Origin of the sequence: Pseudomonas sp. 9.1(2019) (assembly GCF_009910445.1) — a bacterium.
Taxonomy (GTDB): Bacteria; Pseudomonadota; Gammaproteobacteria; order Pseudomonadales; family Pseudomonadaceae; genus Aquipseudomonas; species Aquipseudomonas paraversuta.
The window spans coordinates 493,492-514,951 of the sequence record NZ_VBWF01000006.1; the positions used below are offsets into that span (position 1 = coordinate 493,492).

Annotated in this window: 15 protein-coding genes; 8 read left to right on the plus strand and 7 right to left on the minus strand. The window is 62.5% G+C overall.

Annotated elements, in window-relative coordinates; translation table 11 throughout:
* Window positions 1-242: 242 nt before the first annotated feature.
* On the minus strand, window positions 243-866 hold the full coding sequence (locus FEZ21_RS12055) for a TetR/AcrR family transcriptional regulator (RefSeq protein WP_010656114.1): 624 nt from the start codon (window positions 864-866) through the stop codon (window positions 243-245).
* Between the two features lie 119 nt (window positions 867-985).
* Here FEZ21_RS12055 and FEZ21_RS12060 point away from each other — a divergent pair, with 119 nt between their 5' ends.
* Entirely contained in the window at window positions 986-2,182 is a 1,197-nt protein-coding gene (locus FEZ21_RS12060; protein WP_010656113.1) for an MFS transporter, read from the plus strand.
* A 180-nt stretch (window positions 2,183-2,362) separates the two neighbouring features.
* Here FEZ21_RS12060 and FEZ21_RS12065 read toward each other — a convergent pair whose 3' ends face one another.
* Window positions 2,363-3,223 (minus strand): IclR family transcriptional regulator, encoded by an 861-nt coding sequence (locus FEZ21_RS12065; RefSeq protein WP_238143955.1) that lies wholly within the window; start codon window positions 3,221-3,223, stop codon window positions 2,363-2,365.
* Window positions 3,224-3,824: 601 nt separating this feature from the next.
* Here FEZ21_RS12065 and FEZ21_RS12070 point away from each other — a divergent pair.
* From FEZ21_RS12070 to FEZ21_RS12095, 6 genes are all read left to right on the plus strand, one after another.
* Window positions 3,825-4,877 (plus strand): NADP(H)-dependent aldo-keto reductase, encoded by a 1,053-nt coding sequence (locus tag FEZ21_RS12070; protein WP_003447519.1) that lies wholly within the window; start codon window positions 3,825-3,827, stop codon window positions 4,875-4,877.
* Window positions 4,878-5,158: 281 nt separating this feature from the next.
* Window positions 5,159-6,844 (plus strand): ABC transporter substrate-binding protein, encoded by a 1,686-nt coding sequence (locus FEZ21_RS12075; RefSeq protein ID WP_160627212.1) that lies wholly within the window; start codon window positions 5,159-5,161, stop codon window positions 6,842-6,844.
* A 13-nt stretch (window positions 6,845-6,857) separates the two neighbouring features.
* Window positions 6,858-7,838, plus strand: coding sequence for an ABC transporter permease (locus FEZ21_RS12080; protein WP_003447522.1), 981 nt, complete (start codon window positions 6,858-6,860; stop codon window positions 7,836-7,838).
* Window positions 7,835-8,698, plus strand: a complete 864-nt coding sequence (locus FEZ21_RS12085) for an ABC transporter permease (protein ID WP_003447523.1) — start codon at window positions 7,835-7,837, stop codon at window positions 8,696-8,698. The genes FEZ21_RS12080 and FEZ21_RS12085 overlap by 4 nt, the downstream gene beginning before the upstream one ends.
* Window positions 8,695-10,407 carry an ABC transporter ATP-binding protein gene (locus FEZ21_RS12090; RefSeq protein WP_127196731.1) on the plus strand — a complete coding sequence of 571 codons (1,713 nt, stop codon included), beginning with the start codon at window positions 8,695-8,697 and terminating at the stop codon, window positions 10,405-10,407. The genes FEZ21_RS12085 and FEZ21_RS12090 overlap by 4 nt, the downstream gene beginning before the upstream one ends.
* A gap of 24 nt (window positions 10,408-10,431) precedes the next feature.
* A complete protein-coding gene (locus tag FEZ21_RS12095) occupies window positions 10,432-11,640 on the plus strand; it encodes an acyl-CoA dehydrogenase family protein (protein WP_127196730.1) in 1,209 nt (402 codons plus the stop codon).
* Window positions 11,641-11,698: 58 nt separating this feature from the next.
* Here FEZ21_RS12095 and FEZ21_RS12100 read toward each other — a convergent pair whose 3' ends face one another.
* Genes FEZ21_RS12100 through FEZ21_RS12110 form a run of 3 tightly spaced genes read right to left on the minus strand, consistent with a single transcriptional unit; the run spans window position 11,699 to window position 17,472 of the window.
* On the minus strand, window positions 11,699-13,111 hold the full coding sequence (locus FEZ21_RS12100) for an efflux transporter outer membrane subunit (RefSeq protein ID WP_160627214.1): 1,413 nt from the start codon (window positions 13,109-13,111) through the stop codon (window positions 11,699-11,701).
* The gene (locus FEZ21_RS12105) at window positions 13,095-14,261 is read right to left on the minus strand and encodes an efflux RND transporter periplasmic adaptor subunit (RefSeq protein ID WP_160627216.1); all 1,167 of its coding nucleotides are present in this window, start codon (window positions 14,259-14,261) and stop codon (window positions 13,095-13,097) included. The genes FEZ21_RS12100 and FEZ21_RS12105 overlap by 17 nt, the downstream gene beginning before the upstream one ends.
* Window positions 14,251-17,472 (minus strand): efflux RND transporter permease subunit, encoded by a 3,222-nt coding sequence (locus FEZ21_RS12110; RefSeq protein ID WP_160627217.1) that lies wholly within the window; start codon window positions 17,470-17,472, stop codon window positions 14,251-14,253. Before FEZ21_RS12110 ends, FEZ21_RS12105 begins: the two co-directional genes overlap by 11 nt.
* 217 nt (window positions 17,473-17,689) lie before the next feature.
* Here FEZ21_RS12110 and FEZ21_RS12115 point away from each other — a divergent pair, with 217 nt between their 5' ends.
* A complete protein-coding gene (locus FEZ21_RS12115) occupies window positions 17,690-18,100 on the plus strand; it encodes a hypothetical protein (protein WP_003447536.1) in 411 nt (136 codons plus the stop codon).
* A gap of 308 nt (window positions 18,101-18,408) precedes the next feature.
* On the opposite strand, the gene mapR is transcribed toward FEZ21_RS12115, so the two are convergent.
* Window positions 18,409-19,818 carry a GntR family transcriptional regulator MpaR gene (mapR, locus tag FEZ21_RS12120; protein WP_003447539.1) on the minus strand — a complete coding sequence of 470 codons (1,410 nt, stop codon included), beginning with the start codon at window positions 19,816-19,818 and terminating at the stop codon, window positions 18,409-18,411.
* 118 nt (window positions 19,819-19,936) lie between these two features.
* Window positions 19,937-21,358 carry a cytochrome c oxidase accessory protein CcoG gene (ccoG, locus tag FEZ21_RS12125; protein ID WP_003447541.1) on the minus strand — a complete coding sequence of 474 codons (1,422 nt, stop codon included), beginning with the start codon at window positions 21,356-21,358 and terminating at the stop codon, window positions 19,937-19,939.
* Window positions 21,359-21,460 lie beyond the last annotated feature (102 nt).

The window sequence follows — 21,460 nt, forward strand, 5'->3', positions numbered from 1 at the left end:
ACCAGGCCCTGTAGGAGCGAGCTTGCCTCGCGATAGAGCAATGTCAGCGCCGGATGCATAGACTGACTCACCGCCATCGCTGGCAAGCCAGCTCCCACAGGGTGGTAGCGGTTGCATCCCACCCACCCCACCGTAGGAGCGAGCTTGCTCGCGAGCTGTTGGCGATTCGAAATACCGCACTGAAAAGCTCGCGAGCAAGCTCGCTCCTACAGGGTGTCCGGGCCAGAGATGAGCGAGCCCTTTCAATCCGCCGTGTCGCTGCGCATGGCATCCCAGGCGCTCATTACCTGAGTAATGGCAGCCTCCATCACGCCATGGGCTACGCCATCTCTGGCCAGGGTTGTAAGCCCCAGCAAAAAGCTTTCAAACACCGTGGCCAGGGCGACGGGACTGGTTTGTGCCAGCAACTCGCCCGAGGCAATGCCGCGCTCCACACAGGCAACAAACCCGGCCCGGTTGCGCGCCCGGGCTGCGGCGAGCGGGGCGCAAATGGCGATGGCTTCAGCCGAGCTGGCACTCATAAGTCCCAACGCCACCAGACAACCCCGGGGGTGGCCATCCTCGCATTGCATTCTGGCGGAACCACGCAATGTTCTTTCAATTGCCTCGCGGGCAGGCAACTGCAGGTCAAACAGGCATTCGGTGACCTGGCCATGGGTGTTCAGGTAGCGCTCCATGACTTCCTTGAACAAGGCTTCCTTGGAGCCGAAGGCCGCGTAAAAACTGGGCGCGGAGATGCCAGAGCCGATGCTCGCCTTGAGTTGGCTGAGTGAAGTCGAGTCGTAGCCGTGCTCCCAGAACAGGTGCATGGCCTGGGTGATTGCCGCATCCCGGTCAAACGTACGCGGGCGTCCCATCTGTGCCATTGGAGTCTCCTCGGTAACAGGACTTAAATACTATTCGATACAAAAGTCGTTGACCATTAATCTTTCCCGTGACTACATATGTACTCATCGATACATAACTAACAAGGCTGGAACAAGCGATGGCGGCAGCACAACACAACACTGAACGATTACCCATGGGGGCACTGCTCGCGCTGGCCATGACCGGCTTCATTTGTATCGTGACCGAGACCTTGCCAGCGGGTTTGCTGGCACAAATCAGCAGCGGTCTGCAGGTTTCATCTTCACTGGCAGGGCAGATGGTCACGGTGTATGCGCTGGGATCCCTGCTGGCCGCCATCCCGCTGACCATTGCTACCCAGGGCTGGCGTAGGCGCAATGTGCTGCTGTTGACGATTGTCGGCTTTTTGCTGTTCAACTCGATTACCGCCTGGTCTTCCAGCTATGGCGTGACCCTGGTTGCGCGCTTTTTTGCCGGTGCTTCTGCAGGTCTGGCCTGGAGCCTGCTGGCGGGGTATGCCCGGCGCATGGTGGCACCGCACCTGCAGGGGCGGGCGATGGCAGTGGCCATGGTCGGCACGCCGATCGCGCTCTCGCTCGGCGTGCCGCTGGGCACATGGTTGGGGGCAATGGTGGGCTGGCGCACGGCCTTTGGCCTGATGTCGGGTCTGACCCTGGTGCTGATGGTCTGGGTTCTGGTCAAGGTGCCCGATTATCCGGGGCAGTCGGCATCGCAGCGCACCGGTCTGCGGCAGGTGCTGCTGACGCCGGGGGTGCGCTCCGTGCTTGGGGTGGTGATGACCTGGATGCTGGCGCACAACATTCTCTACACCTACATCGCACCTTTCGTGGCGCCGGCAGGTCTGGGCAATGACGTCGATATCGTGCTGCTGGTATTCGGTCTTGCGGCGCTGGTGGGGATCTGGCTCACCGGCAGGCTGGTGGATCGGCACTTGCGCAAAGCGGTGCTGGCAAGCCTTGGAACATTCGCTGCGATCGCGCTGGTATTTGGTTTTTTTGCTCAATCAGTGGCGGTGATATACACCGGCGTGCTGGTGTGGGGCTTATCGTTTGGCGGTGCTGCCACCTTGCTGCAAACCGCATTGGCGGACTCTGCAGGCGAGGGCGCCGATGTTGCGCTGTCATTGAACGTGGTGGTCTGGAACAGCGCCATCGCGATCGGCGCACTGACCGGTGGCGTGTTGCTGGATCAGGTCGGGGTTGGCATCTTTCCCTGGGTATTGCTGGTGCTGTTGCTGGCGGGACTGTGGATTGTATTCAGCGCCCGTAACCACGGCTTTCCCGAAGGTCAGCGGCAATTGCCAGACTTATCGTAGCTCCCCGATGATAATCGCTGCGTGACCGGACGCAGCCTGCGCCAACGGCTACAAAATGCGCGGATTGTGTAGTCGCTGACCATGAACCAGGCTGTGATAAGGGCCCCAGGGCCCTCAGTTGCGGGGACTGCTGCGCAGTTCATCGCCGCCTCGTGCCTGGTCAGCGACCTCAAGCCCCGATCAGTAAATCCCCAGCATGCCCTCGATGCTGCGCACCATCGATACCAGCCTTGGCCCGATATCGTTTTTAAGTTGCCCCTCATTCAACATAAAGGCCGAAACCCCGCAGTTGAATACCAGGATTTCGCCATCCGGCATGGGCCGCATCGGCACCGCAACCGCATGGATCTCACGCCGCAGATCACCATAGGACACGCAAAATCCGCGCTGGTTATATTCCTGCACACTCTCTTCGATGCGGGTCTGGAACATCTTCCAGTCGTCAGGGGTTTTGACTTTGATTTCGTTGAGCAATGCCGTGCGCTCTTCCCGTGAAGAGGCAGCAATCAATGCCCGCCCCATGGCCGTGCGCACAATCGGATAGCTCAAGCCAACATCCGGTGGATGGCTCATGGGCGCCGCACTGCGGCTGCTCTCCAGATACACCACGCTGAGCCGGTCACGCATGCCAAGGGAAACCGAACCGCGAATATGATCGGCCATCTCTTTCATGAAAGGCCGGGCGATTTGCCGGATGTTGAGGCTGGCGAGCAACGGATAGCCCAGGGATAAAACAGCCGAACCCAACTGGTATTTATTGTTCAGCCGATTGATCCGCAAATAGCCCAGGCGCACCAGGGTGTAGGTGAAACGCGAGATCGTCGCTTTCGCCATACCGGTGCGTGACGCCAGTTCGGCATTGCCCAGTTGCGTGTCCCGCGGGGTAAAGCAATGCAGGATCTCCAGGCCGCGGGCCAGGGTCGCGGCAAATTGCCGGTCATCCGCGAACTCATCCGCCACGTTGGTGTATGGCGCGTGCCGCCATCGTCCTCTGCTCAATGGCACCCCGGTGACAGCCCCCGGGGTGCTGGCGGTTGCCACGGTGACAGGAGTTTCGTTGCTGGCCTGTATGGTCGGGGTGGCTTCAATGCTGGCGGGTTACCCACCGTAGGAGCGAGCTTGCCTCGCGATAGAGCAATGTCAGCGCCGGATGCATAGACCGACCCACCGCCATCGCTGGCAAGCCAGCTCCCACAGGGTGGTAGTGGTTGCATCCCACCCACCCCACCGTAGGAGCGAGCTTGCCTCGCGATGGCGCGATGTCATTGCCGGATGCATAGACTGACCCACCGCCATCGCTGGCAAGCCAGCTCCCACAGGGTGGTAGCGGTTGCATCCCACCCACCCCACCGTAGGAGCGAGCTTGCCTCGCGATGGCGCGATGTCATTGCCGGATGCATTGACTGACTCACCGCCATCGCTGGCAAGCCAGCTCCCACAGGGTGGTAGCGGTTGTCCTGAATATCCCGCCGCTCCTCCGTAGGAGCGAGCTTGCTCGCGAGCTGTTGATGTTTAAAAAGCTATCTGTCCGGCCTTCAACCATCCTGGGCGTTCATTGGGCCCGGGGACACGGGCTTGTGCTACGTGGCATGCTAGCTGCAAGGATCCGCCTGCGTTTTAAACCTCAATCAAAGGATTACCCATGCGTTATCGCCAACTGGGCAGAAGTGACATCAAGGTCAGCGTCATCGGGCTTGGGACCATGACCTGGGGCCATCAAAACAGCGAAAGCGATGCCCACCAACAGATAGAGCTGGCGCTGGCTGAAGGCGTCAATCTGATCGACACCGCCGAGATGTATCCCACCCCGACCCATGCCGATACCTGGCGCACCACTGAACGCTACATCGGCAGCTGGCTGGCCCGCAGCGGCCGTCGCGACGATGTGGTCCTGGCGAGTAAAATTGCCGGCCCGGCCCGTGAACCCGGCGGGCAGTTGCACATTCGTGACGGCCTGACCCGGCACGACCGGCGCAATATTGTCGAAGCGCTGGACGGCAGTCTCAAGCGTCTGAACACCGACTATCTGGACCTCTATCAACTGCACTGGCCGGACCGGGCGACCAATTTTTTCGGCCAGCGTGAATACCCCTATGCCGAAGACAACCAGAGCGTGGCCATTGAAGAAACCCTGTCGGTGCTGGCCGAGCAGGTCAAGGCCGGCAAGATCCGCCACATTGGCGTGTCCAATGAAACCCCCTGGGGTGTGGCCGAGTTCATCAAGCAGAGCGAGCGTCTGGGCTTGCCGCGTATTGTCAGCGTGCAAAACCCCTACAGCTTGCTCAGCCGCCTGTATGAGGGCGGGCTCTCGGAGTTCAGCCATCGCGAAGGCGTAGGGCTGCTGGCGTATTCGCCCCTGGCCTTCGGTTCGCTGACCGGCAAATACCTGGGCGGTGCGCGTCCCGAGGGCTCGCGCCTGGCAGCGGTGTACCGCACCTTCAACCGCTATGACGGCCCGGCGGTGGACCAGGCCGTCAATGGCTACCTGGAGATCGCCAGACAACACAACCTGAGCCCGGCGCAACTGGCCCTGGCTTACGTCATCAACAAACCTTTTGTGGCCAGTGCACTGACCGGCCAGACCAGCCTGGCCCAGTTGCGCGAAAACCTCGGCGCGCTGCACCTGACCCTCGATCCAGACATCCTGGCCCAGATCGAGGCTGTCCATCAGCGCACACCCAACCCGGCGCCTTAGAAGTACGGCACCTGCGATGGACAGCGCCGCAGGCCCCATGGATGACGGGCCTGCGGCCCTTATCGCAGCCTCGTGCGTCGTCAGCGACTGCACAAGAGATATAGGCTTTTCCTGGCCGTTGCCGCAGGTGACGTCCGGCAACTGTTGGCCCACCAACAGTGACCGCACACAGTGTTGGTTTTTACCCCGCATCCCCCCGCGCATTACCCCTGTTTACTAGCCGAAAAACCCGGCATGCCTTGTGCAATAGCCCTGTTCCCGGACTTTAGGCAGTAAGCCCCATGCTCGAACGCTCACCCCATCTGCGATATCAAGGCAGACGATCCAGGTCGCTGCTCAAACGCACACCCCTCATCGGTTTTGCTGCACTGTGCAGTCTGCTGGTCGGCTGCGGCCCGGATACCTCCACGGTCGCGCGCAGTGACAAGCCGGTCAGCGGCGGCACGCTGGTGTACGCCACTGACCGCGAACCCACTTGCCTGGACCCCCATGTCAGCGGGGACATGCCTCAGGTGTTTATCGGCCAGCAGTATCTCGACTCGCTGGTATCGATGGACGAGCAGGGGCAAATAGGTCCGTGGCTGGCCAAGGGCTGGGAGGTGTCGGCCGACGGCCTGGTGTACACCTTCCATCTGCGCAATGACGTGCACTTCACCGACGGCACGCCGTTCAACGCGGCAGCGGTCAAGGCCAACCTGGACCACATGGCCAATCCGAAAACCCAGTCCAGTACCGCCGGTGGTTATATCCGCCAGTACCGCAGCACCGAGGTGCTCGATGACTACACGGCAGTGGTGCATCTGGCCACACCCTATGCCGCGTTTCTGGAGGTGCTGGCCCAAGGCTTTCTGGGCATTGAATCGCCGACGGCATTGCTGCGCTCCCGTGACCAGAACTGTGAAAGCCCGGTGGGCAGCGGCCCGTTCAAGATCGTCAAATGGGACCGCCAGAGCCAGGTCGAACTGGTACGCAACCCGGATTACAACTGGGCGCCACCCACCGCCAGGCATCAGGGCCCGGCATGGCTGGAGCGCATTGTGTGGAAGTTCATCCAGGAGCCATCGGTGCGTTTTGCCTCGTTGCAGGCAGGCGAGGTCGACGTGATCGAGGCGCTGCCGCCCGAGTCCCATGAGGCGGCGCGGCGCAATCCGGACCTGACCATGCTGGTCGCCCTGCGTCCGGGCAACCCCACCAACGGCACGCTGAATATCACCCGCGCACCCTTCGATAACCTGAAGGTGCGTGAAGCCTTTGTGCGCAGCGCCGATGTCGAGGGCGCGCTGAAAAGCGTGTACTTCAATGAATTCCCCCGGGCCGGTGGCGCGCTGAGTTCGGCCACGCGCTTTTACAGTCCGGACTTCGAACATGCCCAGGATTACGATCAGGGCCGGGCCGCGCAGCTGCTGGATGAAAGTGGCTGGACCGGGCGCGACGCCGAGGGTTATCGCACCCGTGACGGCAAGCGCCTGCAGGTGCATGTGGTGATTGGCAACCGCACGCCACCCTCGGAACTGACGCTGTGGGAGCAGGTCCAGGCCACCACACGCAAGGCCGGGTTCGAGTTGCTGGTGGAGCAGATGAGCGATGTCCAGGCCACCCAGCGTCAGGCCGACTGGGACTACGACATCCGGGTGGGCTACTGGAACACCAACAGCGCAGACGTGCTGCGGATTGTGTTCGGCTCGGAGTTCGTGCAGCCGGCAGGCGTCGGTGGCTACCACCAGAACACCGCAGGGTTCGCCAGCCCGCAGTTCGACGCAATCAACCAGCAAGCCCTGGCCACCCAGGACCCCGAGCAGCGTCGAGCCCTGTACTACCAGACCCAGCAGATTGCTTCGCAGCAATACCTGCAACTGACCACCTACCCGCAAAGTTCGCGTCTGGGGATCTACAAGACCACCCAGGGCGTGCGTCTGGAGCCTTCGCTGGCGGTGACTTACCTGTATGACGCCTGGGTGAACAAATGAGAGGGGTAAACCAATGAGCGCAATCACATACTCCAATGCGCGGCACGAACGTCTGGCCCGGCTGGCCCGTCGTGCAACATGGCGTCTGGCAGGCGGGGTGCTGGTGCTGTGGGCCGTCGCGACCCTGACCTTCTTCGCCTTGCACCTGATGCCGGGTGATCCGGTGCTGGCCATTCTTGGCGGCGCCAGTGGCAACCCGACCGCAGAGACCATTGCTCAAGCCACCCGTGAGTTTGGTCTGGACAAGCCGTTGGCGGTTCAATATGCGCTGTACCTGGGGCGTCTGTTGCAAGGCGACCTGGGGATGTCCTACTCCCAGCACTTACCGGTCACGCAGGTGCTCGCCGAGCAATCCTGGGCGACCTTGCAGCTTACCTTCAGCGCCCTGGCGCTGGCCTGGCTGCTGGTCCTGGCGCTGACCGTGCTCACCGCCGGCCGTGGCCGCTGGGTGTCCAGTCTGGCCTCGCTGGCCGAAACCCTGGCCGCTGCCTTGCCGCACTTCTGGCTGGGTATTTTGCTGCTGGCGGTGTTCGCCTTCGGCCTGCGCTGGTTCCCCCCGGCCGGTAGCGATGGCTGGCGCACCCTGGTATTGCCGGCGGTGGCACTGGCCATTCCGCTGGCCGGTTTTATCGCCCAGGTCACCCGTGAATCCCTTGAACTGACACTGGAACAACCCTTTGTCCTGACTGCCCGCACCCGGGGTCTGAGCGACACCGCCGTGCGCTTCAAGCACGCCCTGCGCCATGCGGTGTTGCCCGGTATTTCATTGTCTGGCTGGGCCATCGGCGCGCTGATCAGCGGCGCGGTGGTGATTGAAGTGATCTTTTCGCGCAAGGGCCTGGGCCGCCAGTTGTATCAGGCAGTGCAGGCGCAGGACTTGCCGCTGACCATCGGCATCAGTCTGGCGGTGGCCGCCGTCTATGTGCTGGCCAACATTGTGATCGATCTGCTGTACCTGTGGATCGATCCCCGGCAACAGGGGAAAACAGCATGAGTGAACTGACTTTCGAAACCACGCTGCCCGCTGTCCGGGTTCAGCGCACAGCGTCCCGGCTGCGTCCCGGCCCCTTGCTGGCCGTAACCTTCCTGGCCTTTCTGATCATCGCGGCGCTGGCGCCGCAACTGTTTGCCCACAGCGATCCATTGGCGATTGTTCCCCACGATGCCTTTCACCCGCCGGGCTGGGCGCACTGGTTCGGCACCGATCAATCGGGGCGGGATATTTTCTCGCGGGTTATCTACGGCACCCGCCAGTCCTTGTTCATCGGCCTGGCCGCCACGGCATTGGCCATGGGCATTGCGATTGTCCTGGGTTTGCTGGGTGGCCTGGGCGGCGCCTATCTGGATCGCGGTGTCGGCTGGCTGCTGGAGATTCTGTTTGCCTTCCCCAGTCTGGTGCTGGCGCTGCTGTTCGTGGCGATCTTTGGCAGTGGCGTCGGTCCGTTGATCGTCGCCACCGGGCTGGGCGGGGCACCGGGCTATGCGCGCATGGTGCGCGGTCAAGTACTGGCGGTGCGTAACGCCGGCTACATCGAAGCCGCCGTGGCCCTGGGGCATCCGACACGGCGGATCATCCTGCGCCAGCTGTTGCCCAATGCCATGCGCCCACTGATCGTGACCCTGACCATGGGCGTCGGTCAGGCCATTGTCTGGGCCTCGGCCCTGAGCTTTCTGGGGCTGGGTGCGCCGCCGCCCGCGCCGGAGTGGGGGACCATGCTGTCGATGGGGCGTGACTTTGTCGCCAATGCCTGGTGGCTGACCTTCTTCCCCGGGCTGTTCATCGTACTGACCACGCTCTCGACCACGGTCGCGGGCCGCTATCTGCAACAACGTCTGGAGGGACGCCTGTCATGAGTGACAAACACTTGATCGTTGAAGGCCTCTCCATCGAATTCGACGGCCAGACCGTGGTGCACAACCTGTCGTTTACCCTGGCCCCGGGCAAGACCCTGGCCCTGGTCGGTGAGTCCGGTTCCGGCAAGAGCGTGACTGCCCGCAGCCTGATTGGCCTGGCGGGCGCCGGTGCGCGGGTGACTGCGCGCACTCTGAGTTATGGCGGGCAGGATCTGCTGGGGTTGTCCGAGCGCGGCTGGCGTCGACTGCGGGGCAAGGGCATCGGTTTCGTGCTGCAGGATGCGCTGGTGTCCCTTGACCCCTTGCGGCCAGTGGGCAAGGAAATCCTTGAAGTGCTCAAGGCCCACAACTGGGGCGATCGTCGCAGCCGCGCCGAGCGGGTGATCGAGTTGCTGGATAAAGTCGGAGTGCCGCAGCCCCGGTTGCGCGCCCGGCAACGTCCCGATCAACTGTCCGGTGGCCTGCGTCAGCGGGCGCTGATTGCCAGTGCGCTGGCGCTGAGTCCGGGGCTGGTAATCGCCGATGAACCGACCACCGCACTGGATGCCACGGTGCAGGCGCAGATCCTTGAAGTGCTGCAGGAAATCAAGGCCCGCGGCGACTCGTTGCTGATCATCAGCCATGACCTTGCGGTGGTGGCGCAGCTGGCGGATGAAGTGCTGGTGCTGCGCCACGGCGTAACGGTGGAGCAGGGGCCAATGCAGCAGGTGTTGCGCAACCCGCGCCACCCTTACACCCGCGCCTTGCTGGATGCGGTACCTGCCGAACATGCGCGGGGTACGCGCCTGTCGCCGGGGCAGCCGGCAGTGGGCGGGCAGCCCCGTCCGGCGGCTGACTCGCCGTTGCTGCTCAGGGCCAGCGGGCTGGGCAAGGCTTATGTCGGCCCCGATCATCAATCGCGGCAAGTGGTTGATGGCGTCAGTTTTGAACTGCGGGCCGGGCGTACTCTGGGCATCGTCGGCGAGTCCGGCTCGGGCAAGACCACTGTCGCACGCATGGTGCTGGGCCTGCTGGAACCGGATGCGGGACGGGTCGAGTTTCTCGGTCAGCCGTGGACGGCGGCGGGCAGCCAGCGGGTCACGGAAAAACAGCGGCGCCTGCATCGACGGGATATCAGCGTCATTTATCAGGACCCCCTCAGCTCGTTCGACCCGCGCTGGAGTGTTGCCCGAATCCTTGCCGACGCCCTGGATGTAGCAGGGTTCGAGGCCGGGCAACAGGCTGTGCGCATCCGCCAGTTGCTGGAGCAGGTGCGCTTGCCGGCCGACCTGGCCACCCGCCGCCCGTTGCAATTGTCGGGTGGTCAGCGCCAGCGGGTGGCGATCGCCCGGGCCATTGCCAGCAACCCGAAAGTGATTATCTGCGATGAACCGGTATCGGCCCTGGACGTATCGGTACAGGCCCAGGTGCTCGACCTGCTGGCGGACCTGCAGGCCAGCCTGGGGCTGGCGTATCTGTTTATTTCCCACGACCTGGGGGTGATCCGCCATGTCAGCGACGAAGTGCTGGTGATGCGTCACGGCAAGGTCGTGGAAAGCGCCCCAGTCGAGGCGCTGTTTGACAACCCGCAGCATGAATACACCCGTCGCCTGCTGGGGGCCGTACCGCGTCTGCCCGGTGCCCAGGTGCAACTGGTGGTGCCGCCGCTGGAAGCAGAGAACAGCGCGTGGCTGTTTGATGAATCACAGCTTTGGAAAATCGCCATTTAAGCGTCATCAACCCAAGGAACTGCCATGAGTAAGCTGTTTGCTGTAACCGAACGTCCCGTTGCTACGGTGGCAGAACTCAATGCCCGTGCCGACCGCCTGTTGCCGGAGATCGGCCAGGGCGCGGCGTTGCGCGAACGCGACCGGCTGCTGCCGTTTGAGGCGGTGGCGCAGATTGCCAAAGCCGGCTTTTTTAGCGCCAGAATTCCGGTCCGCTATGGCGGCAGTGGCGGCTCGGTGAAAGAGGTCATCGGTTTATTGATCCGTATCGCGGCGGTGGACTCCAACGTTGCCCAGGCATTGCGTCCCGGCTTCGGTTTTGTCGAAGGGTTGCTGGCGTCCCGGGCGGATGATGCCGAAGGCGAGCGCGAACGCTGGTTCGAGCGCTACCTGCAGGGCGCGGTGATCGGCAATGCGGGCTGGGAAGTCGGTGGCGCCAACGGCTCGATCAGCGCCCGGATAGTGCGTGACGGCGAGCATTACCGGGCCACGGGCAACAAGTACTACAGCACCGGTTCGTTGTATGCCGACTGGGTCAGCGCGGTGGCGCTGGACGAAAACGATCAGCCGGTGTCGTTCATCTTGCCGCGTAACCGTCAGGGGCTTGAGCTGCTGGACGATTTTGACTCCATGGGCCAGCGCCTGACGGCCAGCGGTACTACCCGCCTGAACAACGTACAGGTGCTGGCGCAAGAGATTCGCACCCGGACCGTGGAGGAGGGCAAGCGCACCATCGTCACGCCATTTTTGCAATTGTTCCTGGCGGCGGTGCAGGCGGGTATTGCGCGCAATGCCTTGAATGATGCGGTGGCGTTTGCCAATGAGCATGCGCGGCCGATCAAGCACAGCAGCGCCAACCGTTCGGTGGACGACCCTTACGTGGAGCTGAGCGTGGGGGACATCTCGGCCCGGGCTTTCACGGCCGAGGCGGTGGTGCTGCGTGCGGCTGAGGCCATAGACCGGGCGTGGGCAGGGGATCTTGATCCGCTGTTGGTAGACCGGGCGGCGGTGGACGTGGCGCAGGCGCAATATATAGCTGCGGAGTCTGCGCTCAAGGCGGCGGAGCTGGTATTCGACGTGGGCGGGGCCTCGACCACGGGGCGGGCGCACAACCTTGACCGGCACTGGCGCAATGCCCGCACTGTGGCCAACCACAACCCCCGGCAGTGGAAAGCCGCGGCGGTGGGGGCCTGGCAACTCAAAGGCACCCCACCCCCGACCTCCGGGTTGTTCTGATCAAGGTCTGTGGACAGGGCCGTGGGCTGTTACGCCGACTGCGTCGTCGAGCGCAGGCTCAGCCTGCCCAGCCCCCTCCCAGTGCGGTCAACAATCCCACACTGGCCTGCAACTGCCGGGTGCGCAGGGCTTGTACCGCGCGCTGGGCCTGCAACGCCGCGGTCTGCGCCGTGACTACATCCAGGTAGCTCACGGCTCCGGCTTCATAACTGTTGGTGGCCAGCGCCCGGGTGTGCTCGGCGGCATTGGCCGCCGCCTGTTGGTCCAGACCTTGCTGCCTCAGGTCGCGCAACTGCGCCAGGTTGTCTTCGACCTCGCGCACCGCATGCAGCACCTGGCTGCGGTAGTGTGCCGAGGCTTCTTCGAATTCGGACCTGGCCTGGCGCTCCTCGGCATTCAGTCGCCCGCCATCAAAAATCGGCAGGTTGACCAGCGGCCCCAAGGCCCAGAAACGATTGCTCGCGGCCAGTAAATTACCGCTGCCCTGGGTTTGCCCGCCCAGTAGTCCGGTCAGGCTGAAGTCAGGGTACCAGGCGGCTTTGGCCACGCCGATTTGCGCATTGGCGGCAAACATCCGCCGTTCCGCCGCGGCGATATCGGGCCGGCGCTGCAACAGGGTGCTGGGCAAGGCGCCCGGTTGCGCCGGCAGGCTCAGGGTCTGCTTGCCGGCCGGCAATTCAAAGTTGCTGGCCGGTTCGCCCAGCAGTTCGCCAATGGCGTGTTCGGTGAGGTTGCGCTGGCCGCGCACATCGTCCAGTTGGGCCTCGGCTTCGGCCAGCTGGCTCTGGGCGCGGGTCAGGTCAAGCTCGGATGAAATCTGCCCCTGATAGCGGGCGCGGGTCAGTTGCAGGGCCTGGCTGTAATCATCCAGCGAACTGGAGAGAATGCGCTGCTGCGCATCCAGCCCGTCAAGCTGCACATACAGGCTGGCAAGCTGGCGCTGCAAGCTCAGGCGAGCCACGGCCAGGTCATCTGCCGAGGCCTGAGCCCGGGCATCGCCCGCCGCCACCTGGTTGCGGATTTTACCCCACAGGTCGAGATCGAAATTCAGCGCAAAGCCTGTGGTATTGCTGTTGTATACCGCAGGCTGGTCGGAACCGCGCAGAGGCCGACTGTCCGACTGGCGCTGGCGCAGCGGTTGCCCGCTGGCGGTTATCTGCGGCAATAGCCCGGCATGCAGCTGGCTGGCATAGGCCTGGGCACCCTGGTAATGGGCCAGGGCTGCCGCCAGGTCCGGGTTGGTCTTGAGCAGGCGCTGCTGCAGTGCATTCAGGCGCTCGTCGTGATACAGCCGCCACCACTGGGGTGACAGTTGATCGGCCGGTTGCGCGCTGTGCCACGGGTTGTCGCTGCTCTGTTCGCGATAGTGCTGTGGCAGGTCCAGTTGCGGCGGCTTGTAGGCCGGTGCCAGCGAGCAGCCCTGCAACGCCAGGGCCAGCAACAGGGCGCCGCGTTTAAGCTTTGGCTGCATGGGTGGCTCCTGCATCGGCAAGTTTCACCGGGTCACCTTCGCGCAGGGCGTCGGGCGGGTTGTCGATCACGGTATCGGCAGGTTTGAGCCCTTGATCAATCACCAGCCGGTCACCCAGATCCAGGCCGATATGGATGTTTTGCATGTGCACATGCCGGGCGCTGTCGAGCACCGCCACCTGGGTGCCCTGGGCACGGAAGATCAAGGCACTGGCCGGAATGCTGACGCCATGGGTGTCGGGCGGGATCGCCAGGGTCGCCTCGGCGTAATCCCCGGGCATCAGCACATCGCCGGGGTTTGGCGCGACAAACTGTGCCATCAGGGTGCCCGAGTGCTGATCAATGGCGGCCGAATTGCCGATCAATTTCGCGCTGAAAGTCTGCCCCGGATGCTCCGGCACGCTGAGCTGCACCGGCATGCCCGGACGAATCACGCTGGCGTAGTTCTGTGGCACCGGCACGTACAGGCGCAGCTGATGGGTATCGGCGATGTCGAACAGCTCGGTGTCGCTGTCGGTATCGGCCTTGATCAGTTGGCCGATGTCGGTATGGCGCGCGGTGATGGTCCCGGCAAAGGGCGCGCGAATGGTCTTGTAGTCTTCCAGGCTGGACAGGCGCGCGTAGTCAGCTTCGGCGGCCTGGGCACTGGCCCTGGCGGCGGCAGCGTTGGAGGTTTTCTCGTCCGCCTCCTGGCGTGAGACCGAGTGGCTGGCCAGCAGGTTTTGCCAGCGCGACGCGGTGGTGGCAGCCAGTCTGGCATTGGCCTGCTCTTGCAGCATGTGGGCCCGGGTCTGCGCCAGTTGCTGATCCAGGTCGGGGCTATCAATGACCGCCAGCACCTGTCCGGCGGTGACCTTGCTGCCAATATCGCTGTGCCAGCTTTTCAGGTAGCCGCTGACCCGGGCATGGATCGAGGCCTTGCTCCAGGCTTCCAGATGCGCGGGCAAACGCAGGGTGTCGCCATGGGCGTTCTGCAGCGGCTGGAACACGCTGACCACTGGCAGGGCGGCGACTTCGGTCCAGTTGGCAACCTCATGCCCGTGGCGGCTGCGGGCCGCCAGACCATTGGCCACCAGCAACGCGGCCAGGGTCAGGCCACCGATACCCAGGTACATCAAGCGCTTGGGCGAAGGTTTTGGATCAGACGACATGGGTGGTTTCTCCAGCTGCAGAGCGATTTTTTTCACGACCGTGCACCAGGCTGAACACCACGGGCACGAACAACAAAGTGGCAACAGTGGCCAGCATCAGGCCGCCAATCACAGCGCGGCCCAGCGGGGCGTTCTGTTCTTCGGAGAGGGCCAGCGGCAGCATGCCGATCATCATTGCCAGGGCAGTCATGCACACCGGCCGGAACCGGGTGTAGCCCGCTTCGAGCGCAGCCTTGAGGGCGTCGCCATGTTCCGCCAGGCGCTCGCGGCAGAAACTCACCACCAGAATCGAGTTGGCAGTGGCCACCCCCATGCACAGGATGGCCCCGGTCAGGGCCGGCACCGACAAGGAGGTGCCACTGAGGAACAGCATCCAGACGATCCCGGCCAGGGCGGCGGGTAGAGCGGTGATGATCACGAACGGGTCCAGCCACGACTGGAAGTTGACCACGATCAGCAGGTAGATCAGCACCACCGCCCCCAGCAGGCCCAGGCTCAAACCGCTGAAGGCTTCATGCAGCGCGTCGATCTGGCCGTGCAGGGTGATGGTGGCGCCTTTGGGACGCAGGTCCGAGGCGCCATCAATCACTTTTTGCACATCGGCGGCCACCGAGCCCAAATCGCGGCCCTGAATGTTGGCGTACAGATCCAGGGTTGGCTCGATGTTGTAATGGGTGACCACCGCCGGGCTCTCGCCCCGGGTGATGGTTGCCAGTCCGCCAAGGATTTGTGACTGGCCGCTGCTGCCGGTGACCGGCAAGGCTTCCAGCGAGGGCAGGCTGTCCAGCCGGTATTGCGGGGTTGCGGCCACTACCCCGTAAGACACGCCGTTCTGCGGGTTGAGCCAGAAAGTCGGTGCCACCTGGGAACTGCCCGCCAGTGAGGCCACCATGCTGTTGGTAACGTCACGTTCGGTGATCCCCAGGCCATTGGCCCGTAGCCGGTCAACCTTGACTTGCAGGGACGGGTAGCCGACCGATTGCTGAATCCGCAGATCGGCTATCCCCGGCACATGTTGCAGGCGCCGTTGCAGCTCCAGGGCATAGGTGCGATTGGCGGCGTCGTCGCGGCCGGAGACTTTCACGTCCAGCGCAGCCGGAGCACCGAAGTTGAGGATCTGGGTGCTGATATCGGCCGGCATAAAGGCAAACTGGCTGCCGGGGAAACTCTCGGGCAGGGCTTCACGCAAGCGTTTCACATAGTCGGCGGTCGGGCTGTGGTCGGCTTTGAGGGTGACTTGAATATCGCCATCCTGGGGGCCGATGGTGCCGCTGCTGCTGTAGGCCATGTCGATGCCGCTCAACGGAATCCCGATGTTGTCGATGATGGTGTCCAGCTGGTCGGCGGGGATGATTTCACGAATGCGCGATTCGATCCGGTCGAAGGCCGCCGCGCTTTCTTCAATGCGCGTACCCAGCGGCAGGCGCACATGCAGGGCCAGTGCCCCGGCATCGGTGGCCGGGAAGAAGTCCTGGCCCAGACTCGGCAGCAACACGAACGACGCCAGCACACAGGCCATGAAACCGGACAAAAAGCCTTTGCGATGGGCCAAAGCCAATTTCAGCACGCCGTAGTACCCATCGCGCACGGCCGAGAAGCGCCGTTCGAACCCTTGCTGAAAACTCAGCAGCGCCCGCACCGCTGCGCAATGTTGTGGGGTGTGCCGGTCGCCCTCGTGATGGTTGATGTAGCCATCTTCGGGGTGATGGCCCGGGCCTTGCTCCGCAACATGGGGTTTGAGCAGGAACATCGCCAGGGTTGGCACCAGGGTGCGCGACAGAATGAAGGACGAGCCCATGGCGAAAATCACCGACAGCGCCATCGGCCGGAACAGGTAGCCGGCAATTCCCTGCAACATGAACATCGGCACAAACACGATGCAGATACACAGCAGCGAAACGAATGCCGGGCCGACGATCTGCCTGGCGCCATCGAGAATCGCATCACGTACCGACTTGCCTTGTTCAAGGTGCCAGTTGATGTTCTCGATGGTCACCGTGGCATCGTCCACCAGAATCCCCACCGCCAACGCCAGCCCCCCTAGGGTCATGACGTTCAGGGTTTGCCCGCTGAGGGCCAGCAGGGCAATGGCCGAGAGCACCGCCAGCGGGATCGACACGGCAATGATCAGGGTCGAGCGCCAGCTGCCGAGGAACAGCAGAATCATCGCGCTGGTGAGCAGGGCGGCGATGATCCCTTCCTGGGCCACACTGCCCACCGACTGTTTGACGAATACCGAAGCATCGCCCAGCAGGGATGTCTTGAGTGAAGGTGGCAAGGTTTCGTTGATTCGCGGCAGCATCGAGCGGATGCCGTCGACAATCGACAGGGTCGAGATATTGCCGTTCTTCAAGGCCGGCATCAGTACTGCCCGTTGCCCGTCCACCCGCACGATGTTGGTTTGTGGCGGCGAACCGTCACGCACGTGGGCCACCTGGCCGATGGTAATCAGGGCGCCATTGACGGTCTTGATCGGCAAGTCATTGAGTTCGTCGATGGCTTTGGGGCTGTTGTTGAGCAACACCGTGTATTCATAGGTGCCGAGCTTGGCGGTGCCCACCGGGATGATCTGGTTCTGCGCCGCCAGTGCGTTGCCCACGTCCTGGGCCGACAAGCCCTTGGCTGCCAGAGCCTGGGGGTCGAGGTCGAGGGTGATCTGCCGCTGTTTACCGCCCATGGGAGTCGGCATGGCCAGACCGGGCAGTGAGCTCAGGGGCAGGCGGATGTTGTTCTGCACCAGATCGCGGATTTTGGCTTCCGAGAGCGTGGGGCTGGAAAACGCCAATTGCAGGATCGGTACCGTGGAGGCGCTGTAGTTCAGAATCAGCGGCGGGGTGATCCCCGGCGGCATCTGTTTGAGTACGGTTTGAGATACCGCAGTCACCTGGGCATTGGCGGTGCGGATATCGACGCCGGGCTGGAAGAAAATCTTCACGATGCCCATGCCGGGCAAAGACTGCGACTCGATGTGTTCGATGTCGTTGACCGTGGTACTGAGCGAGCGCTCGTAGGTGTAAATCACCCGGCCGGCCATATCTGCCGGTGCCAGGCCGGTGTATTGCCAGACGACGGCGACCACCGGAATACCAATGTCGGGAAATACATCAGTGGGCGTGCGCAGAGCTGCCAGCGGCCCGATGATGCAGATGAAAATCGCCAGCACGATAAACGTGTAGGGCTTGTGCAGTGCGGTCTTTACCAGCCCGAGCATGCCTGAACCTCCGAGGAGTGGAATTGCAAACCTCGGCAGTCTTACCGCCGGATCTTAACGATCCGCTTTCAGCCAGGTGAAGGATCCTTTAGGAAAGAGCTGAAAATCCCTTCACTTTCATTCATTTGGCGCAACACACGCTGAGTCGCAAGCTTGAGGCCTGTTCGACGGGTCAGTCTGTCGTCCCTTTTTCAACTTTGTGCGAGGCGTACTTGCGATGACTCTTAAACCGCTGTTGCTGGTTCCGTCCCTGGGCCTGGTGTTGTTGCTGTCGGCCTGTGCCGGACCGATGCCCAAACAAGACCCGGGTGAAGCCTGGATCGGTCTTAAGGAAGAGGGCAACAGTGACCTGATGGCCGAGCGGGTAGACGGCAAGAACATCAATGATGGTCGCTATTTTGAAGTCACCCCTGGCGCTCACCGGCTGGACGTGACCTTGTTTGAGGGGGCCACCGGTGATGAAAACCAGGTCGATTGCCAGGGCAAGGTCAATTACCGGCAATTCAAGGCCGGAGAGCGTTACCAACTGATCGAGTCGAGCCTGGGGCCTGAAGTCAGCGCGACGCTGGTGGACTCCCACGGCAAGGAAGTGGCGCACACCGCGGACTTCACCTGCATGCCGGGCTGAGATCCCCGGACCCACAGCCTCTGCAGGAGCGAGCTGTTGCGAATTGCGCTGAAAAGCTCGCGAGGCAAGCTCGCTCCTACAGAGGGGGGGAGGCGTACTGGGGGATACGATTTCACTGACACCCCGCACACCTGTAGGAGGGAGCTTGTCTCGCGAGCCGTTGCGAATTGCGCCGAAAAGCTCGTGTGCTGCGGGATACGATTTCACTGACACCCCACGACCTGTAGGAGCGAGCTTGCTCGCGAGCTGTTGCGATTTTCGCCGAAAAGCTCGCGAGCAAGCTCGCTCCTACAGGTGTTGCGGGGGCTTTAGAATGAGCGGACGATCTTGCCCAGGGTCTCCATGGCCTTTTCACTGGCTTCGTTCCACGGGCTGCCGTAGTTCAGGCGGATGCAGTTGCGAAAGCGCTGGGTGGCCGAAAAAATGGGCCCCGGGGCAATGCTTATGCCTTGGGCCAAGGCCATCTGGAACAACTTGAGAGAGTCCATTTGCTCGGGCAGTTCCAGCCACAAGAAATACCCGCCCGACGGCTGGCTGACCCGGGTTTGCGCCGGGAAGTAGCGGGCTATCGCCGCCAGCATCGCGCTCTGTTGTTCTTCCAGGGCATAGCGCAGTTTGCGCAGGTGGCGATCGTAGCCGCCATGTTGCAGGTAGTCGGCAATCGCGGCCTGGGCCGGCATCGAGGCGCACAGCGAGGTCATCAGTTTGAGACGCTCTATTTTCTGCGCATATCGACCCGCCGCCACCCAGCCGATGCGATAGCCCGGGGCCAGGCTTTTGGCAAACGAGCCGCAATGCATCACCAACCCTTCGCTATCAAAGGCCTTGGCCGGTTTGGGCGCGTGCTGGCCGTAATACAACTCGGCGTACACGTCATCTTCAATCAACGGCACCTGGTGGCCGCGCAACAGTTCCACCAGCGCCTGTTTTTTGGCCTCGGGCATGGTCGCGCCAATCGGGTTCTGAAAACTGGTCATGCACCACACCGCCTTGATCGGATGGCGCTCCAGGGTTTGCGCCAGCACCCCCAGGTCGATGCCGTCACGGGGATGCACCGGGATTTCCACGGCTTTGAGTTTGAGCCGCTCCAGCACTTGCAGGCAGGCATAGAACGCCGGCGCTTCGATGGCCACCAGGTCGCCGGGCTCGGTGACGGCCTGCAGGCACAGGTTCAAGGCTTCCAGGGCACCATTGGTGATCAGCAGCTCTTCCATGGGCAGCATCAGCCCCCCGACCATATACCTCAGGGCAATCTGGCGCCGCAGTTGCGGGTTGCCCGGGGACATGTCGGTGACCACCATGCGCGGGTCCATTTCACGGCTGGCGGTGGCCATGGAGCGGGCCAGCCGCTGTAGCGGGAATAAGGTCGGGCTGGGGAACGCCGAACCGAAGGGCACGGTGTGCGGGTCTTTCATCGAGTCCAGCACCGAGAACACCAGAGCACTGACATCCACTTCGGTGGACTCGGTTACATGGCTGCTGAATACCGGCTCGGAAAACGGACTCGGCGCATGCACGTTGACGAAGTAGCCGGAACGCGGCTTGGCCCGGATCAGGCCACGACGTTCCAGCAGGTAATAGGCTTGAAACACGGTGGAGGGGCTAACCCCGTAGGTCTGGCTGGCATAACGTACCGAAGGCACGCGCTGGCCGGGGCCGAGCACCCCGCTGCGAATCAGTTCAGCAATATCGTCGGCGAATTTTTCGTAGCGTTTCATTAATAAGGCTCGGCTAATCCTGCAGGAGCGAGCGTGCTCGCGATGGCTCACCCCGGTCAGTCTGATTGACCGTGCTGATGCTATCGCGAGCACGCCCGCTGCCACAGGGATTTATCGTTTATCGATTCAACGGTGCCACAAAACGGCTTTTGGCCACACTGCGTACGCTCGGTTGATCTGTGTCGGTGACCACAAACCCGATGGTTTGCGAACTGCTTTTCGGGCGTTCGGCCAACAGCGCGACCGATACCGGTACATCGACAATTTCGCCGGGGGCCAGGGTCAGCTCGGTCTTGCCCTGCAGGCGGAAGTCCTGGTTGTCTTGCAGCGATACCCGGTAATGCTGCGGCTCCTGGGTCTTGTTGATGATTTTGAGGCTGTAGATGTTCTCGATCTGGCCCTGACTGTTTTCGCGAAACAGCCCCCGGTCCTTGATCACATCCAGTGACACCATTGAGCGCTGGTCAAGCGCCACCACCAGGGCCCCGATCATCAGCACCAGCACCGCTGCGTAGCCAATCAGGCGCGGGCGCAGCAAATGGGTGGTGCCGCCCTGTAACTGGTGTTCGGAGGTGTAGCGCACCAGCCCGCGGGCGTAGCCCATTTTGTCCATCACCGTATCGCAGGCGTCGATACAGGCCGCGCAGCCGATGCATTCCATCTGCAGGCCATCGCGAATGTCGATGCCGGTGGGGCAGACCTGCACGCACATCTGGCAGTCGATGCAATCGCCCAGACCTGCCTGCGCCGGTTCGACCCCGCGTTTGCGCGGGCCGCGGCTTTCGCCACGGTTCACGTCATAGGAAATGGCGAGGGTGTCCTTGTCGAACATCACGCTCTGGAACCGCGCGTAAGGGCACATGTGCATGCACACCGCCTCCCGCAGCCAGCCGGCATTGATATAGGTGGCGCCGGTGAAAAACAGCACCCAGAACAGACTGATGCCGGCCATTTCCAGGGTCAGCAGCTCAGTGGCCAGGGGCCGGATCGGGGTGAAATAACCGACAAAGGTCAGCGCCGTCATCACGCTGATTGCCATCCACAGCGCGTGCTTGGCAGTGCGGCGCAGGATCTTGTTCAGGCGCCAGGGTGCGGCCTGGAGTTTTATGCGCTGATTCCTGTCACCTTCGGTGATCTTCTCGCACCACATAAACAGCCAGGTCCAGGTACTTTGCGGGCAGGTGTAACCACACCACACCCGGCCAGCGAATACCGTGATCGCAAACAGGCCGAAGGCGGCAATGATCAGCAACGCCGACAACAGGATGAAATCCTGCGGCCAGAACGTCGCCCCGAAAATATGGAACTTGCTTTCGGACAGGTCCCAGAGGACGGCTTGTCGACCGTCCCAATTGAGCCAGACCGTGCCAAAGAACAGCAAAAACAGAAAGCCGGCACCGACTATGCGCAAGGTTCGGAACAGACCGGTGAAACTGCGGGTGTGGATCAGGTTGTCGCTGGAGCGGCTTTTATTTTTTGCGGCCCGGGGTCGCGAAGCCTCGAATGTTTCAAGTATCTGGACGGGAATTTGTTCGCTCATGGTCTTTCGCTCATCAGCCTCCATCAGGCCTGAGCACTATCCCCTGCGAACTGTTTGCATAACAGACTCAGTTATTTGATTAAAAACCGGATCAGATGTGTT

Coding starts and splice junctions, on each gene's coding strand:
- FEZ21_RS12055 (WP_010656114.1), bottom strand. CDS start 866: ATGGCACAGATGGGACGCCCGCGTACGTTTGACCGGGATGCGGCAATC.
- FEZ21_RS12060 (WP_010656113.1), top strand. CDS start 986: ATGGCGGCAGCACAACACAACACTGAACGATTACCCATGGGGGCACTG.
- FEZ21_RS12070 (WP_003447519.1), top strand. CDS start 3,825: ATGCGTTATCGCCAACTGGGCAGAAGTGACATCAAGGTCAGCGTCATC.
- FEZ21_RS12075 (WP_160627212.1), top strand. CDS start 5,159: ATGCTCGAACGCTCACCCCATCTGCGATATCAAGGCAGACGATCCAGG.
- FEZ21_RS12080 (WP_003447522.1), top strand. CDS start 6,858: ATGAGCGCAATCACATACTCCAATGCGCGGCACGAACGTCTGGCCCGG.
- FEZ21_RS12085 (WP_003447523.1), top strand. CDS start 7,835: ATGAGTGAACTGACTTTCGAAACCACGCTGCCCGCTGTCCGGGTTCAG.
- FEZ21_RS12090 (WP_127196731.1), top strand. CDS start 8,695: ATGAGTGACAAACACTTGATCGTTGAAGGCCTCTCCATCGAATTCGAC.
- FEZ21_RS12095 (WP_127196730.1), top strand. CDS start 10,432: ATGAGTAAGCTGTTTGCTGTAACCGAACGTCCCGTTGCTACGGTGGCA.
- FEZ21_RS12100 (WP_160627214.1), bottom strand. CDS start 13,111: ATGCAGCCAAAGCTTAAACGCGGCGCCCTGTTGCTGGCCCTGGCGTTG.
- FEZ21_RS12105 (WP_160627216.1), bottom strand. CDS start 14,261: ATGTCGTCTGATCCAAAACCTTCGCCCAAGCGCTTGATGTACCTGGGT.
- FEZ21_RS12110 (WP_160627217.1), bottom strand. CDS start 17,472: ATGCTCGGGCTGGTAAAGACCGCACTGCACAAGCCCTACACGTTTATC.
- FEZ21_RS12115 (WP_003447536.1), top strand. CDS start 17,690: ATGACTCTTAAACCGCTGTTGCTGGTTCCGTCCCTGGGCCTGGTGTTG.
- mapR (WP_003447539.1), bottom strand. CDS start 19,818: ATGAAACGCTACGAAAAATTCGCCGACGATATTGCTGAACTGATTCGC.
- ccoG (WP_003447541.1), bottom strand. CDS start 21,358: ATGAGCGAACAAATTCCCGTCCAGATACTTGAAACATTCGAGGCTTCG.